This window comes from Phyllobacterium pellucidum, from assembly GCF_013327855.1.
GTDB classification, from domain to species: Bacteria; Pseudomonadota; Alphaproteobacteria; order Rhizobiales; family Rhizobiaceae; genus Phyllobacterium; species Phyllobacterium pellucidum.
Genome location: NZ_JABUMX010000003.1, coordinates 651238 through 668079, shown reverse-complemented (window position 1 = coordinate 668079; position 16842 = coordinate 651238). Strand labels below are relative to the sequence as shown.

Annotated in this window: 13 protein-coding genes; 2 read left to right on the top strand and 11 right to left on the bottom strand. The window is 61.1% G+C overall.

The window, feature by feature from the left end; genetic code table 11:
* Positions 1–369: 369 nt before the first annotated feature.
* From HQ945_RS16550 to aptA, 7 genes are read right to left on the bottom strand one after another with little or no spacing between them, the layout of a single operon-like run.
* The gene (locus HQ945_RS16550; RefSeq protein ID WP_091920531.1) at positions 370–1245 is read right to left on the bottom strand and encodes an ABC transporter permease; all 876 of its coding nucleotides are present in this window, start codon (positions 1243–1245) and stop codon (positions 370–372) included.
* Positions 1242–1745, bottom strand: coding sequence for a GNAT family N-acetyltransferase (locus HQ945_RS16545; RefSeq protein WP_228017467.1), 504 nt, complete (start codon positions 1743–1745; stop codon positions 1242–1244). Before HQ945_RS16545 ends, HQ945_RS16550 begins: the two co-directional genes overlap by 4 nt.
* Positions 1714–2553, bottom strand: coding sequence for an ABC transporter ATP-binding protein (locus tag HQ945_RS16540; protein ID WP_081815795.1), 840 nt, complete (start codon positions 2551–2553; stop codon positions 1714–1716). Before HQ945_RS16540 ends, HQ945_RS16545 begins: the two co-directional genes overlap by 32 nt.
* The gene (hydA, locus tag HQ945_RS16535; protein WP_091947185.1) at positions 2553–4007 is read right to left on the bottom strand and encodes a dihydropyrimidinase; all 1455 of its coding nucleotides are present in this window, start codon (positions 4005–4007) and stop codon (positions 2553–2555) included. Before hydA ends, HQ945_RS16540 begins: the two co-directional genes overlap by 1 nt.
* Positions 4008–4054: 47 nt before the next feature.
* The gene (locus HQ945_RS16530) at positions 4055–4516 is read right to left on the bottom strand and encodes an endonuclease domain-containing protein (RefSeq protein WP_113279853.1); all 462 of its coding nucleotides are present in this window, start codon (positions 4514–4516) and stop codon (positions 4055–4057) included.
* A 3-nt stretch (positions 4517–4519) separates the two neighbouring features.
* Positions 4520–5767 carry a Zn-dependent hydrolase gene (locus HQ945_RS16525; protein WP_113279854.1) on the bottom strand — a complete coding sequence of 416 codons (1248 nt, stop codon included), beginning with the start codon at positions 5765–5767 and terminating at the stop codon, positions 4520–4522.
* An 11-nt stretch (positions 5768–5778) separates the two neighbouring features.
* On the bottom strand, positions 5779–7104 hold the full coding sequence (gene aptA / locus HQ945_RS16520; RefSeq protein ID WP_091947194.1) for an omega-aminotransferase AptA: 1326 nt from the start codon (positions 7102–7104) through the stop codon (positions 5779–5781).
* A gap of 216 nt (positions 7105–7320) precedes the next feature.
* On the opposite strand from aptA, the gene rutR reads away from it, so the two are divergent.
* A complete protein-coding gene (gene rutR, locus HQ945_RS16515; protein WP_027230785.1) occupies positions 7321–7974 on the top strand; it encodes an HTH-type transcriptional regulator RutR in 654 nt (217 codons plus the stop codon).
* A gap of 4 nt (positions 7975–7978) precedes the next feature.
* Here the strand turns inward: rutR and preA are convergent, their stop codons facing one another.
* From preA to HQ945_RS16495, 4 genes are all read right to left on the bottom strand, one after another.
* Positions 7979–9289 carry an NAD-dependent dihydropyrimidine dehydrogenase subunit PreA gene (gene preA / locus HQ945_RS16510; protein WP_113279855.1) on the bottom strand — a complete coding sequence of 437 codons (1311 nt, stop codon included), beginning with the start codon at positions 9287–9289 and terminating at the stop codon, positions 7979–7981.
* An 11-nt stretch (positions 9290–9300) separates the two neighbouring features.
* Positions 9301–10755 carry an NAD(P)-dependent oxidoreductase gene (locus tag HQ945_RS16505; RefSeq protein WP_113279856.1) on the bottom strand — a complete coding sequence of 485 codons (1455 nt, stop codon included), beginning with the start codon at positions 10753–10755 and terminating at the stop codon, positions 9301–9303.
* Positions 10756–10961: 206 nt separating this feature from the next.
* A complete protein-coding gene (locus tag HQ945_RS16500) occupies positions 10962–14093 on the bottom strand; it encodes an efflux RND transporter permease subunit (RefSeq protein WP_113279857.1) in 3132 nt (1043 codons plus the stop codon).
* A gap of 9 nt (positions 14094–14102) precedes the next feature.
* Positions 14103–15266 carry an efflux RND transporter periplasmic adaptor subunit gene (locus HQ945_RS16495; RefSeq protein ID WP_113279858.1) on the bottom strand — a complete coding sequence of 388 codons (1164 nt, stop codon included), beginning with the start codon at positions 15264–15266 and terminating at the stop codon, positions 14103–14105.
* Positions 15267–15523: 257 nt separating this feature from the next.
* Between HQ945_RS16495 and pncB the strand changes: the two genes are divergently transcribed.
* A complete protein-coding gene (pncB, locus tag HQ945_RS16490; RefSeq protein ID WP_113279859.1) occupies positions 15524–16831 on the top strand; it encodes a nicotinate phosphoribosyltransferase in 1308 nt (435 codons plus the stop codon).
* The last annotated feature ends 11 nt before the right edge of the window (positions 16832–16842 follow it).

The following is a 16842-nucleotide window of genomic DNA, read 5'->3' as shown; positions in this document are numbered from 1 at the left end:
ATCCGGGGTGGGGGGAAAGGCCCAACCAATAATCAACCGACGATCGCCGCAGAGCCCCCCACCCCGCCGCTGCGCGGCGACCCTCCCCACGTCGGGGGAGGGTAAGAACGGTGCCCGCCGATGATGGGTGGATTGTTTCGTCCGGAGCGAGGTTTACACCTTGAGTTTGGAAGCAAGGCGGCAGCCCCACCCTCCCCCAGCGTGGGGAGGGTCGGATCGAAGATCCGGGGTGGGGGGAAAGGCCCAACCAATGATCGACCGCCGATCGCCGCAGAGCCACCCTCGCCGCCGCAGCGCGGCGACCCTGACCGCAATGGGGCCGGATGAAAGCCGTGCCGCGCAACGATCCAATGCTTGTCCTGCCCAGTCTCATGCCCGCACCCCCATGCGCCGGTTGACCAGGGTGGCTATCAGGCCGATCAGGCTGACAAGCACTGCTGCCATCAGCGCCGCCGCAATCAATGCCGCCCAGATTTGCACCGTTTGCCCGTAATAGGAGCCGGCCAGGAGCCTCGCGCCGATACCGGCGACGGCCCCCGTGGGCAATTCACCGACGATTGCACCAACGAGGCTGATGGCGACGGCGATCTTCATGGAGGTGAAGAGGTAGGGCATCGAAGCCGGCCAGCGGAGTTTCCAGAAAACCTGCATTTTCGAGGCGTTATAGGTGCGCATCAGGTCGAGGTGCATGATCTCCGGCGAGCGCAAACCCTTCACCATGCCGACAGCGACGGGAAAGAACGACAGGTAAGTCGAGATCATCGCCTTGGGCAGCAGGCCGGTAATGTTGACCGCATTGAGAACCACAATGATCATCGGCGCAATTGCGAGAATTGGCACGGTCTGCGAGGTGATGATCCACGGCATCAGGCTCTTGTCGAGGGTCCGCGAGTGGACGATGGCGATGGCCAGCAGGATGCCAAGCAGCGTGCCGAGCGCGAAGCCGAGCAGGGTCGAAGAAAGCGTAATCCAGCCATGGTAGACGAGGCTGCGCTTCGAGGTCGGACTGATGTCGAAGACGGTCTTGCGTATTTCCGCCGCCACCTGATGCGGCGCGGGCAGCACGGGCCGCTCCTGCGCCATGGTATTGGCGATGAGTTGCTGCGTCGAAAGGGTCGTATTGGCACGCGCCGCCTGATCGCGCTCGAATGGCGCATTGAGAATGACTGCGAATACGTACCAGAGCACCAGAATGGCGAAGAGGACCGTCGAGACCGGAATGACACTGTTGCGGATGAAATTCATGGCGTAGCTCTCACCCCGTCCTCACGGCAGACATAGAGGATATCGGGAAGCTGCTCCTCGTTGTCGCCCTCCGTGCGCCGCACTTCCGTAAATCCTTCGTGCTTGTAGAACGCCTGGGCTGCCCGGTTGGCGACGAAGGTCCAGAGCTGCACGGGACCTGTCGCCTCACGCTTGGCGCGGTCGAGCAGTGCCTTGCCGACGCCCTGCCGGCGCGCATCCGCGTGGACATAGAGCGCGCTCACCATGTTGTCCGGCGCCAGCGCAACCATGCCGGCGATTTGTTCGTCGCGGTCGGCCACGAAAACCTCGAAGCGTTCGAAAACCGTATCCCGATAGAATTCGGCCACCTCATCAGGCGAATGCACGCGCGGCATCCAGTCGGTCGCATCGATCCATGTGTTGACGATATCCGCGCAGGCCGGCATGTCGCGCAATCTGGCCGCCCGGATGATCATCAGGCGACCCTCGTCATAGATGCGCCTCGTCGTAGGAATGGCCATGGCGCAGTCCCTCCCGTACCCGGTGGGCAATCTCGAGGAATTTCGGCGTCTCGCGAATGTCGAGCGTACGCTCGCTGCCGAGGTCGCAATCGATTATCTCATGGATCCGGCCGGGGCGCGGGCTCATGACGACGATCTTCGTCGAGAGGAACACTGCCTCGGGAATCGAATGGGTAACGAAGATGACGGTCTTCTGCGTCTTCGCCCACAGCTTGAGAAGCTCCTCGTTGAGGTGGTCGCGGACGATTTCGTCGAGCGCGCCGAAGGGTTCGTCCATCAAAAGCAGATGCGGATCGAAAGACAGGGCGCGGGCGATGGAAGCGCGCTGCTGCATGCCGCCCGATAATTGCCAGGGAAACTTCTTCTCAAAGCCGGATAAATTCACGAGGTCGAGATTCTTGGCGATACGCTGCCTGCGCTCCTCGCGCGGCACGCCCATCACTTCCAGCGGCAACGAAACATTGCCGCCGATGGTGCGCCAGGGATAAAGCGCCGCCGCCTGGAATACATAGCCATAGGCGCGCTTCTGGCGGGCTTCTGAAGGCGACATGCCATTGACGGTTATGCTGCCCGATGTCGGCTGCTCAAGATCGGCGATTACACGCAGAAGCGTGGTCTTGCCGCAGCCGGACGGACCGATGAAGGACACGAACTCGCCGGCATTGACCGTAAGATCGATATGGGAGAGCGCATTTACGGGGCCGTCATTGGTCTCGAAGACCAGCGACAGGTCCTTGACGTCAATGACATTCTTGGGTGCCGCTTCGGACATCGTCTTCGCCTTGGGCCTAAGGGCGACGACTGTCATCAGACGCCCGCCGGAATGTTCTTCGGATCGCGATCCACCTTACGCGGCGCCATCAACTCCTTCCAAGTGGAAAGTGCGCGGTTGGCAGGCGCGTTGGCCTCGCGCTCGACGAAACGGCCGCTGCCCGTCGGGGCAACAACTTCGCCGTCCTTATAGGCGATGCGCCCGCGCGACAGGGTCATGCGCGGCAGACCCGTGACCTCGAAGCCCTCGAACACATTGTAATCGATGGCGGACTTCTGCGACGCGGCGGAAATGACTTTGCTGGCCTCGGGATCCCAGATGACGATGTCCGCGTCGGAACCGGGAAGGATTGCGCCCTTACGCGGATAGATGTTGAGAATCTGCGCAATATTGGTCGAGGTGACGGCGACGAACTCGTTGGGTGTCAGCCGGCCGGTGCGGACGCCGCGCGTCCACAACACCGGCATGCGATCCTCAAGTCCGCCGGTACCGTTCGGAATCTTGGTGAAATCGCCGACGCCGAAACGCTTCTGCTCGGTGGTGAAGGCGCAATGATCGGTCGCAACGACCTGCAGGCTGCCTGATGCGAGCCCGGCCCAGAGCCCGTTCTGGTTGATCTTGTCGCGGAACGGCGGCGACATGACGCGCCGCGCCGCATAGTCCCAATCCTCGTTCTTGTACTCGCTTTCATCAAGGACGAGATGCTGGATGAGGGGTTCGCCGTAGACACGCATTCCCTTCTGGCGGGCGCGGCGAATCGCTTCGTGTGCCTGCTCACAGGAGACGTGGACGATATATAGCGGAACACCAGCCTGGTCTGCGATCATAATGGCCCGGTTGGCTGCCTCGCCTTCGACTTCCGGCGGGCGCGAATAGGCATGCGCCTCGGGTCCGTTGTTGCCTTCTGCCAGGAGCTTCTGCTGGAGCTGGGCGACGACGTCGCCATTCTCGGCGTGGACCAGCGGCATAGCGCCGATCTCGGCGCAGCGCGTGAACGAGGCAAACATCTCGTCATCGTCCACCATCAGCGCGCCCTTATAGGCCATGAAGTGTTTGAAGGTATTGATGCCGCGCTCGACCACCTTCGGCATTTCATCGAAAACCTGCTTGTTCCAGCCCGTGATCGCCATGTGGAAGGAATAGTCGGTGCGCGCCTTGCCCGCCTTCTGGAACCAGTCCTGCAGTGCTGCGAGCAGACCATCGGCCCCGGGCAGAACGAAATCGACCACCATCGTTGTGCCGCCCGCAAGGGCCGCCGCCGTGCCGGTGTCGAAATCATCGGAGGAATGGGTACCCATGAACGGCATTTCGAGGTGCGTGTGCGGGTCAATGCCGCCCGGCATCAGATAGCAGCCGGTGGCGTCGATAACCTCATCGCCCGAAAGGTCAGGCCCAATCGCCGCGATGGTATCGCCATCGATCAGCACATCCGCCTTATAGGTGCGATCCGCGGCGATGATGGTACCGCCCTTGATCACTTTCGTCGCCATGTGTCCGTTCCCCTTTTTGGTTTTTTCCGAACAATCCTGCCTGGATCTTACAAATCACCCTCATGCGAAACCCCGTTGGCCGTTTTGTTCGCGGGATAGAAACGCAGGATTTCACATCGAGCCGAATAATGTCCTTCAAGCGCTGCCAGGATTGTATCCAGCACCTGCCGGCGCTCGGTCAGGATTTCGTGATTCCAGAACCGGAGCAGTGAGTAGCCTTTAGCGTTCAGCCACTGCGTGCGTTTGTGGTCATGCAGGCTATCGGCATACTGAGCGCCATCCAGTTCGACAATAAGCCGCCTAGCGCGGCAAACAAAGTCGCAGACGTAGGGTCCCAATGGGACCTGGCGCGAGAACCTGTACTCGTTCAGCAGCCGGTTGCGCAGGTCGCTCCACAAGCGAAATTCGGGCTCTGTTTCGCTCCGCCGAAGAAATCTCGCCTTTTGAGTGGCACCGGGCCGGCGTTTGTTGACCGGGCCGGATGAGGGGGGCAGCACCGACAAAATCATGGTTTAGCTGACAACCTCCGCGGTCTCCAGCACAGCATGCAGCAGCACGTCGGCGCCGGCTGTCGCCCACTCCTTCTTGATGTCCTCGTCCTCGTTGTGGCTGAGACCGTCGACGCAAGGGCACATGACCATTGCCGTCGGCGCCACGCGGTTGATCCAACAAGCATCGTGGCCAGCGCCGGAGACGATGTTGCGATGGCTGTAGCCGAGCCGCTCAACGGCGTTGCGCACCGCCGTCACACAACCGGCGTCGAACGCGACCGGATCGAAGTGGCCCTCTTCCTCGATCTCGATGCCCAGGCCGAGTTCCTTGGCGATTCCGGCTGCCTTCGCCTCGATTTCTGCCTTCATGGCGTTAAGCGTGGCAATATTGGGCGAGCGGATATCGACGGTAAAGACGACTTTTCCCGGGATCACGTTGCGCGAGTTCGGATAGACGTCGACATGGCCGATAGCACCGACGGCGCTCGGCTGGTGCGCCATTGCGACCTCATGGACAAGCTCGGTGATGCGCGCCATGCCGAGCCCGGCATTCTTGCGCATAGGCATGGGCGTCGAGCCGGTATGGCTTTCCTTGCCGGTCAGGGTAATCTGCAGCCACCACAGGCCCTGCCCGTGGGTGACGACGCCGATGTCCTTGCCCTCGGCCTCCAGGATCGGACCCTGCTCGATGTGCAATTCGAACAGCGCATGCATCTTGCGCCCGCCGACCTTCTCGTCGCCCTTCCAGCCGATCCGCTCCAGCTCGTCGCCGAATTTCTTGCCCTTGGCATCCTCGCGCTGATAGGCCCAATCCTGGTCGAGCACGCCGGCAAAGACCCCGGACGCCAGCATGGCCGGAGCGAAGCGCGTGCCTTCCTCGTTGGTCCAGTTGACGACGACAATCGGGTGCTTGGTCCGGATATTGAGATCGTTCAGCGTGCGGACGAGTTCGAGCCCGCCAAGCACGCCGAGAACGCCATCGAACTTGCCGCCCGTCGGCTGCGTGTCGAGATGACTGCCGACATAGACAGGCAGAGCGTCGGGGTCAGTTCCCGGGCGCATGAAGAACATGTTGCCCATCGTATCGACACCCATCGACAGGCCGGCTTTTTCGCACCACCCCTGGAACAGGCGCCGGCCTTCGCCGTCCTCATCTGTCAGGGTCTGGCGGTTGTTGCCGCCGCGCAGGCCCGGCCCGATCTTCGCCATTTCCATCAGGCTGTCCCAGAGACGGTCGCCATTGATCCTGAGATTTCCAGTGAGCGTCATCGGGCGTGCCTCTATGCGAGATTTTTCAGAACGTCGGCCAGCGTATCGAAGAGGTGTTCGATCTGCCCCTTGCTGATGATCAGCGGCGGCGACAGGGCGATGATATCGCCGGTCGTGCGGATGAGCAGGCCTTTTTCGTAGGAATCGAGGAACGCCTGGAAGGCGCGCTTCGTCGGCGCGCCGTCGATCGGCTCGAGTTCGACGGCGCCGATCAATCCGAGATTGCGGATATCGACGACATGCGGCAGGCCTTTCAAGGCATGCAGCGCGTCGGCCCAGTAATCGGCAAGATCAGCCGCGCGCGTCATCAGGCCCTCGTCCTCATAGGTATCGAGGGTTGCGAGCGCAGCGGCGCAGGCGACGGGGTGGCCGGAATAGGTGTAGCCGTGGAAAAGCTCGATCATGTTTTCCGGGCCCGTCATGAAGGCCTCGTAAATTTGCCGCGTGGCAAAGACCGCGCCCATCGGGATGACACCGCTGGTGATGCCTTTCGCAGTTGTGACGAGATCCGGAATGACGCCGAAATAATCCACGGCAAAGGGCGCACCGAGCCGGCCGAAACCGGTAATAACCTCGTCGAAAATCAGAAGAATATCGTGCTTGGTGCAGATTTCACGCAGGCGCTTCAGGTATCCCTTTGGCGGTATAAGGACGCCGGTTGAGCCAGCCACCGGCTCGACAATGACCGCGGCGATATTGGAGGCATCGTGAAGCGCGATGACCCGTTCGAGATCATCGGCAAATTCGACGCCGTATTCGGGCTCGCCGCGCGTAAAAGCATTGCGTGCCGGATCATGCGTGTGGCGGATATGATCGATGCCGCCGAGCGCATTGCCGAACGTCTTGCGATTGCCGGATATGCCGCCGACGGAAATGCCGCCGAAGCCGACGCCATGATAGCCGCGTTCGCGGCCGATCAGCTTGACCTTGGTGCCGTTGCCCTTGGCGCGGTGATAGGCGATTGCGATCTTGAGCGCAGTATCGACCGCCTCAGAACCCGAATTGGTGAAAAACACATGGTCGATCGGCGACGGCAGCATGGCCGCGAGGCGTGCTGCAAGCTCGAAAACCTTGGGATGGCCCATCTGGAAGGCGGGCGCGTAGTCGAGTTCTGCAACCTGCTTCTGCACCGCTTCGACAATCTTCGGCCGGGCGTGACCGGCATTGCAGCACCAGAGGCCCGCTGTGCCGTCGAGAATCTCGCGGCCGTCATGCGATTTGAAATGCATGTCCTTGGCACTGACGAGCAGACGCGGGTCCTGCTTGAACTGGCGGTTTGCCGTGAACGGCATCCAGAACGCGTCGAGATTATTGGTCCCCATTGCCGCCTTGGACATGTGACTCGCCTCCTGATCGCAGATGGCCCGTTTGGGGCCGATTGTTTTTTGTTCCCGGATGACTGTGCGTCTGGCACAATCAAAAACTTGACTAGTTGGTCAAAATGCAGGCTAGAAGAGCATAGGAAAGCGGTCAAGCGCTTTGTCGGTTTTTCCGGCCGTGGCGGCCGGCAACAGAACTGTCATCTTGTCGCGGTCTGAAAGGAGAGCGGGTGCATGGGGAGAGCGGCCAAAACCAGCGCAGGCGCGGTTCCTGAAAAGACGACGCGCATACAGGAAATCAATCGCCGCCTCATCCTCGACGCCGCGCTCGACGCTTTTTCCACCTATGGCTTTCGCGGCACCACGATCGACCAGATTGCCGAGAAAGCCGGCATGTCGAAACCGAACCTCCTCTATTATTTTCCGCGCAAGCAGAACATCTATGTGACCCTTCTCGAAGAGACGCTGGCGGAGTGGCTGGCGCCGCTCGCCGACATCGATCCAGACGGCGATCCGATCGAGCAATTGCGCAAGTACATCACGCTCAAGATCAGCATGTCGGAAAGCCATCCGGCGGCGTCGCGGCTGTTTGCCAACGAAGTGTTGCATGGCGCGCCGGCGATCAGCGAGTTTCTGACCACGCATCTGAAGCCGCTCGTCGACGAGAAGGCGGCAGTCATTCGCCGTTGGGTCGGCGAAGGCAAGCTTGCCCCGGTCGATCCCTACCACCTGATCTTCATGATCTGGGCGACCACGCAGCATTACGCTGATTTCGATGTCCAGGTCCGGGCGATCATGGGCAGCCAGGTCGGCCGTCCGGGCTTTCGCGAACAGACGGCGCAGGCGGTGCTCAGCATCATCCTCAATGGGATAAAGCCGCGGGGCTAGCTCCCTACTCCGCGGCGACCTTTGCCATCGGATTGTTCGGATGGGTCGTCCAGTTGGCATAGTCCGGCTTGATCGGCTGCTTCGTGCGCGGATCGACACCTGCCGTCATCGGCACCATGCTGATGCAATTGTCGACCGGGCAAACATTGACGCACAGATTGCAGCCGACGCACTCCTCATCGATCACTTCGAAGTGCCGCGCGCCGTCGACCATGGAGGTGATGGCCTGGTGCGAGGTATCCTCGCAGGCGATATAGCAGCGGCCGCACTTGATGCAGAGGTCCTGGTCGATCCGCGCCTTGGTAATGTAGTTGAGGTTGAGGTACTGCCAGTCCGATACGTTCGGGACCGCAAGGCCGCGGAAATCCTCGATTGTCTTGAAGCCGCGCGAATCCATCCAGTCGGAAAGACCGGAGATCATCTCCTGCACGATCTTGAAGCCGTAGGTCATGGCCGCCGTGCATACCTGCACATTGCCGCAACCGAGGGCAATATATTCCGCCGCGTCGCGCCAGGTGGTTATGCCGCCGATGCCGGAAATGGGCAGGCCCCGGGTTTCGCCATCGCGGGCGATCTCCGCCACCATGTTGAGTGCAATCGGCTTTACCGCCGGGCCGCAGTAGCCGCCATGCGAGCCGCGCCCGTCGATGGACGGGACCGGGGCGAAATTATCGAGATCGACGGAGACGATGGAATTGATCGTATTGATCAACGACACGGCATCCGTTCCACCCGCATTCGCCGCGCGCGCGGGCTTGCGGATATCAGCAATATTTGGGGTCAGCTTGGTGATAACCGGCATGCGGGTGTACTGCTTGCACCAGCGCACGACCATTTCGATATATTCCGGCACCTGGCCGACGGCAGATCCCATGCCGCGCTCGGACATGCCATGCGGGCAGCCGAAATTCAGCTCGATGCCATCAGCGCCCGTTGCTTCGACGAGCGGCAGGATCGCCTTCCACGCCTGCTCTTCGCACGGCACCATGATCGACGCGATCAAGGCGCGATCGGGCCACGTCTTTTTCACCTCTGTCATTTCGCGGAGATTTACTTCAAGCGGACGGTCGGTGATGAGCTCGATATTGTTGAAGCCCAGCAGTCGGCGATCCGGCCCGTGTATGGCGCCATAGCGCGGGCCATTGACATTGACGACCGGCGGGCCCTCCTCACCTAGGGTCTTCCAGACGACGCCGCCCCAGCCGGCCTTGAAGGCGCGCTCCACATTATAGGCCTTGTCGGTCGGTGGGGCCGAAGCCAGCCAGAACGGATTGGGCGATTTGATGCCGAGGAAATTCGTCGATAGATCAGCCATGTCGATCTCCTTCAGCCCGCCACGTGGCGTGGGTGACTGGGTTTGTGCGCGCTGTCGGTCGCCCTGGCATTGTCGGCCATGACGGCCTCGACAAAACCCGCGACCTTTTCCGGCTTCTGCATCAAGGCGCGATGAATGGATTCGGCGGCAATCTTGCCGTCCTGCACCGCCGCAACGGTCAGATCCTCGCCATCGGCAACGCAGTCGCCGCCGGCCCAGATTCCCGGGATCGAGGTTCTGCCTTCCTCATCGACGCTGATACGGCCGCGCGACAGCGCAATGCCTGCCTCTGCCAGAAGGGTGGCGGCCGGAGCCTGGCCGATAGCCTTGAAAATCTGGTCGCTGGCGAGCGTGATGCTTTCGCCTGTCACGCTGAGACGGCCATCCGTGATGGCGGTGTAATCCAGGGTAATGCCGCAGACTTCGCCATGTTCGTTGCGAGTAAGTTCCCGGGGCTGCAGCCAATGGCGGATGATGACCCCGTTCTTCAGCGCCAGTTCCTGTTCGAAGGCGCTGGCATTCATATGCTCCGGGCCGCGGCGGTAAGCGATAATGACATTTTCGGCGCCAAGCAGCTTGGTCTGCACGGCGACGTCGATAGCCGTCATGCCGCCGCCAATGACGACCACATCGCGACCGACGGCAATTTCCGAAAGGTCGTCGCTCTGGCGCAGCACCGAGATGTAGTCGACCGCGTCGATACAGCCGGCCGCATCTTCGCCTTCGAGCCCGAGTTCGTTGACGGACGGCAGGCCGATGCCAAGAAAGACGGCATCGAAGCCGGCATGCAATGCATCGAGGCTTACATCGCGTCCAAGCGCCTTATCGTTCTGAATGGTAATGCCGCCGATCTCGAGGATGAAATCGAGTTCCTTCTGGGCAAAGTCATCCGGTGTCTTATAGGCGGCGATACCATATTCGTTCAGACCGCCGGCCTTGGGTCGCGCCTCGAAGATCGTCACGTCATGGCCGCGCATCGCCAGGCGATGCGCTGCAGACAACCCTGCCGGTCCTGCCCCGACTACCGCCACGGATTTGCCGGACGGTTCTGCGCGCTGGAAGGGATGTTTACCGTTCGCCATCAGGTGGTCGGTCGCATAACGCTGCAACAGGCCGATCTTGACCGGCTTGCCTTCAGCGATTTCACGCACGCAGGCCTGCTCGCAAAGGGTTTCGGTCGGGCAGACGCGGGCGCACATTCCACCGAGAATATTCTCCGATAGAATGGTCTTGGCCGATCCGGTCGGATTGTCCGCGTTGATCTCGCGGATGAAGAGCGGAATGTCGATGCCGGTCGGGCAGGCATTCATGCAAGGAGCGTCGTAGCAAAAATAGCAGCGATCGGATTCGACGAAAGCCTCGTGCCGTGTCAGCGGCGGATGGAGGTCGGAAAATACATCCGCATAGTCTTCGGCTGGAAGACGTCCGGTCCTGACGTCACGGATTGCAGAATCGATCGATCCCATAAAATCGCATCTCCTCTTTCCGGCCGCGTCCGGTTCCCAGGGATCGCTGCCATTTTCGTGGGCCGGTTCGTCCGGCTCCTCTAAGGGAAGAATGCCATATTTTGACAGAAGGTCAAATTTTTTATCAAACGGTCAATATTTTGCCGAGCAGATTGCAACCAACGCCCGTCTGCGTCGAGACAGGCGTTGGAATGTTGCGGAGAAGGCTATTCGGCGGCGAGGCGGGGTCGCGAATCGACTTCGAGCAATTCGCGGTTGAGACGCGCCTCTTCCTCGATCTTCGGCTTGGAGAAGCCCGCGAGCAGCAGATAGGCGACCGGCGTCAGGAACAGCGTCGAAGCGGTGGCGAGACCCAGCCCGCCGACAATCACCCAGCCGAGCGCGATGCGCGCTTCAGCGCCGGCGCCGCTGGCAAGGACGAGCGGAACGCCGCCGAGGATCGCGCAGAGCATCGTCATGACGACGGGACGCAAGCGGATGTTCGACGCCTCTTCGATGGCCTCGCGCACGCCTTTGCCTTGGTCGCGCAGATGATTGGCGAACTCGACGATAAGAATACCGTTCTTGGCCATGATACCGACGAGCAGCACCAGGCCGATCTGGCTGTAGACGTTCATGCTGGTGCCCGTCATCACCATGGCGAAGACGGCACAGGCAAGACCGAGCGGCACTGTCGCCATGACGATGATAGCGCTGATGAAGCCTTCGAACTGCGCTGCAAGCACAAGCAGAATGATCAAGAGGGCGAAGCCGAAGGTCACCATCATGCTTGCCGAATTTTCGCCGAGCGTCGCCGCTTCAGCAAGCGGAATGAGACGGTAGCCGGGCGGCAGCAACGGCGCAGCCACCTGTTGCGCCACCTTATAGGCATCGCCAAGGGCAAAATCGGCACGCAGCCCGGCGGTGACCGCGACCGAACGCATCTGCTGTTCGCGGGTAAGTGCAGGCGGGACTGCCACCTCGGTGAGCTTGGCGATTGTCGACATGGGCACGAAACGACCATCGCCGGTGCGCAGGAACACGTTCTCCAGATCGGTCGGATCGTTGATCGGATTGATGGTCGCGACGAGCTTCACGTCGAAGCTTCGATCCTCGATATAGACTGAGCCCACCTTGTAGCCATCAAGGACCGACTGCAGCGCTTCAGCCAGCCCGCTGATATCGATGCGAAGATCGGAGGCGCGCTCGCGGTCGATCGATACGGCGAGTTGGGGCTGCGTCGGCTCGTTGGTCAGGCGCGGCCGGTCGAAGCGAGGGTCTTTCTCCAGTTCGGAGACGATCTTCGCCGCGGTGGTCCCAAGGTCCGAATAGCTGCTGCCGACGACGGCAAATTGCAGACCATTGCCTGCCCCGCGAATGCCAAGCGAATTGGGCTGCGCCGCAAAGACCTGGATGCCGGGAATATCGCGCACAAGGCGCGAAACGTCGGCGACGATTTCCTGCTGGCTGCGGTGGCGTTCCTTCCACTTGGCAAGGCTCAGCACCATGAAACCGCGATTGGTGTTGCCGTTCTGCCCGGCGATGGAGAAGGTGTTCTCGATCTCGCCGGCATCGCGCAACGGCTGGATCAGCGCCTCGATCTTGCGCATTTCATCGCCGAGATATTCGAGGCTCACGCCCTGCGGTGCGGTTATGCGCAGGAAGGCTGCGGCCCGATCCTCGGTGGGTGTCAGTTCCTGCTTGAGCAGCGAAAATGCGCCGAAGGCGGCGCCGGCAAACAGGACCGAGACAATGACGACGATCCACGGGGCGGCGAGGCAGGCATGCAGCATGCGCGCATAGAGGCCGCCGAACCAGCTGCCAATGCGGCCGACAACACCGGGCGCGTGAGCAACTTCCTCATGCCGCCGCTCGCTGGCGCTCAAGAGCCGCGAAGCAAGCATGGGGCAAAGCGTCAGGGCGACAACGGCCGAGAGCAGTACGCAGATGGCGAGCACGAAGCCGAACTCGCGGAAAAGCCCGCCGGTCTGGCCGGGGAGGAAGGAGAGCGGCACGAACACCGCCGCCAAGGTGACCGTGGTGGCGATGACGGCAAAGAACACTTCCTGCGTGCCGAGCACCGCCGCGGCCCGCGGCCCCATGCCCTGGTTGCGGCGGCGAACGATATTTTCAAGGACGACGATGGCATCGTCCACGACGAGGCCGGTTGCGAGAACGAGAGCGAGCAGCGTCAGAATGTTGATGGAAAAACCAGCTAGATATATCGCCGAAATTGTGCCGATCAGCGCGACCGGCATGCTGACTGCCGGGATCAGGGTCGCCTTGAAATCCCAAAGGAAGAGATAGATGATCAGGATGATGATGAGGACAGACGCGCCAAGCGCGATCTCGACCTCGTGCACGGCGCCGTTGATGAAGTCGGCATCATCGCTGGTCACCCGAATGTCGACGCCCTTCGGCAGCGTCTTTTGCAGTTCCTCCACTGCGGCGCGTACGCCCTTCGAGATGTCGAGCGTATTCGACTGCGCCTGACGAATGATGCCAAGGCCGATGCCGGTCTTGCCGTTGGCGCGTAGCGACGAGGTGCCGATATCGGGCCCGAGCGTGACGGTGGCGACGTCGCGGATGCGCGTCTGGTTCTTGATGATGATGTTCTCGAAATCTTCGGGCGTCGTCACCGGTGCCTGCGCACGCACGACAATGCTCTGGTCATTGCTGTTGAGCTGGCCTGCCGGTGTGTCGAAGGCCATGGTGTTCAGCGCGTTGCGGATATCGGCAATGTTCATGCCGAGACCGGAAAGCTTGCCCTGGTCGATATCGATGCGGAAAATCTTGCTGCGGTTGCCGTTGATCTGAACATCGGCGACGCCGGGCACCGAGGCCAGCACGTCTTCGATCTGGTCTTCGACGAGTACCGTCATGTCCTCCACCGCCATTGTGTCGGACGTGACCGCGAGGCGCATGACAGCGTCGGAATTTGCATCCGCCTTGACGATGCGCGGCGGGTCGGCTTCGTCGGGCAGCGTGTTGGAGATGCGGCTGATCGCATCGCGCATATCGGCGGCGGCGACATTGAGGTCGACATTGTCGTTGAACTCGACCGTCACGCGGCTATTGCCGAAGGACGAGCTCGACGAAATGGACTTGACGCCCGAAACGCGGGAAACAGCGCCTTCGATGGCGGATGTCAGTTCGCGATCGACTGTTTCTGCTGCCGCAGAGGTGAAATCCGTACTGACGGTCACCACAGGACGGTCGACGTCGGGCAGTTCACGGACATCGACGCCGTAAAACGCCGCCAGTCCGGCAACGACGATCAGGGCGTTCAACACCAGCGACAGGACCGGACGGCGAATGAAAAGGGCGGTAAAGTCGGCCTGGCCTTTCGAGCTGCTCATGGCGCTGCCTCAGCCCTGTTCGCCGACGGAAGCCAAGGGACTTGCCTGGTCAGGAGCGGGCTGGCCCTGAATTTGGACGAGACCGTCCTGCCGCACCGACTGCACGCCTTCGGCGACGATCTGGTCGCCCGGCTTGATATCGGCGTCGACGAGTACGTTGGTGGTGTTGCGCTGGACGATCCGCACCGGCACCCGGGATGCCTTGCTGTCGACAATGCGCCAGACATAGGCGCCATCCGTCCCCCACTGGATCGCCAGCGGATCCACCGTCGGATAGGTCTCGCCCGGAAAACCGAGCGACACCTGGAATGCCATGCCCTCGCGCAGCGTATCCTTCGGGTTGGTGATCTTCGCCTGGACGTGAAGCGTGCGGCTCGTCGGATCGACCCGGTTGTCGATGGCACTGACTGCGCCCTTGAAGGATTCTCCAGGGCGGGCAATCGAGCTTGCCGAAACCTCGGCACCAATCGTCACGGCCGGTGCAAAGCGTTCCGGCACCCAGAAATCGACAAGGAGTTCCGACCGGTCGTCGATCGAGGCGACCTGCGTGGTGGTGACGACGTAGTTGCCGGCATTGATCGGGAAGATGCCGACGGTGCCGCCGATCGGCGCCCGGATGGCGCGGCGATCCAAGGCAAGTTCGGCTTCGCGCAGGTTCAGCCTTGCATTTTCAACGACGAGTTCGGCGTCGGATACCTGGACCGCCGAGACGGTGTTGGTCGTCGAGAGATTCTGTGCGCGCTTCAGCTTGGTCTCTGCATCCTTGAGAGCCGTCCGCGCCTTGTCCGCGAGAATGCTTTCCGATTCAGAATCGAGCCGGGCAATGACGTCGCCATTCTGCACGTGGCTGCCGGAGGTAACGAGTATTTCGGTAAGACGGCCGGCGGCATAGGGCGTTACGGAGACGGAGCTCTTGGCCTTGCCCGTTCCGATCGCCGTCAGCCGGTCATTGATCTTCGCATCGGCGGCCGCACGAACCGTGACGAGCGGCAAGGGCTGTCCGCTGCGCTTCTGCTTTTGTCCGCCAGCCGGCGCGGTCGCCGCCGTGGTTGCGCCGCGATCGATGCCGGCCTTCTTCAGGAAATCACTTGCGCCAGGAAAGAGGTACAGCCAGCCTGCCCCGGCAGCACCAAGGATTACCAAAGCCAGAGCCAGTTGTTTCCAAACCTTCATACGTCACTCCAAAACGCCGGTCCCGCGTCAAAGCAGAGCCAGCGCCTAAATTGATTATACCTCAACGCGTCATCGAGCGCGAACAGGCGAATGTGGAGCGAAAGATAGGGTGCTTTGCCTGAACCGTTAATGACAATTCGGTGAGGTTACAAATATTTAATGGAAGAGCCGCTTCGCTGAATTTAGCCAGCTCCGCTTGAAGGCGGATAGTTGCCGTGCAACATGACTGGCGGAATATTCGGAAGGAGAGCGGCCATATGGCGACCAAGACCGACATCGCACGGCGTGTGTTCAACCACACATGGAAGCTCGATCCCATCGTCCGCAGCCTGCTCGACACGGATTTCTACAAGCTTCTGATGCTGCAGATGATCTGGGGGCTCTATCCCAAGGTCGATGCCACCTTCACCCTGATCAACCGGACGACGCGCGTCCGGCTTGCCGACGAAATCGACGAGCAGGAACTCCGGGCCCAGCTCGACCACGCGCGGACGGTGCGCTTCAGCAAGAAGGAAATGATCTGGCTCGGCGGTAATACGTTCTACGGCAAGCGGCAGATCTTCGAGCCGGATTTCCTCGAATGGCTGACGAATTTCCAATTGCCCGAATATGAGCTGACGCGGCAGGACGGGCAATACGTCCTGAATTTCTATGGGCCTTGGATGTATACGACGATGTGGGAGATCCCGGCGCTGACGATCATCAACGAGTTGCGCTCGCGCGCCGCCATGAAACAGATGGGGCGCTTCGAACTCGACGTCACCTATGCCCGCGCCAAGGCCAAGATGTGGTCGAAGGTCGAACGGCTGCGCGCGCTCCCCGATATCAGGATTTCCGATTTCGGCACGCGGCGGCGCCATTCGTTTCTATGGCAGCGCTGGTGCGTCGAGGCGCTGAAGGAAGGGATCGGCCCTGCTTTCACCGGCACGAGCAATGTTCTGATGGCGATGGACAATGATCTCGAGGCTCTCGGCACCAATGCCCACGAGTTGCCGATGGTGCTTGCGGCGCTCAGCACGACGAGGGCGGAGCTGCTCAAATCGCCCTACAAGGTCCTGCAGGATTGGAACCGCTACTATGGTGGCAACCTGCTGATTGTGCTCCCCGATGCATTCGGCACCGCGGCCTTCCTGCGCGATGCGCCGGACTGGGTCGCTGACTGGACTGGTTTTCGCCCTGACAGCGCGCCCCCGATCGAGGGCGGCGAAAAGATCCTCGCCTGGTGGCGGTCGAAGGGAAAGGACCCGCGCCAGAAACTGCTGGTCTTCTCCGATGGTCTCGATGTCGATACGATTGAGGAGACCTATCACCATTTTCGCGGCAAGGTGCGCATGAGCTTTGGCTGGGGCACCAACCTCACCAATGATTTCGAGGATTGCGCGCCGCGCTACAATGACCGCCTCAATGCCATCTCGCTGGTTTGCAAGGTCAGCGAAACCAATGGTCGGCCGGCGGTCAAGCTTTCGGACAACCCGAAGAAGGCGACGGGCGATCCGGCGGAAATTAAGCGCTATCTGGAAGTATTCGGGGCGGAGGACCGCGTGGAACAGACCGTCAAGGTCTGAACCACGCTTAT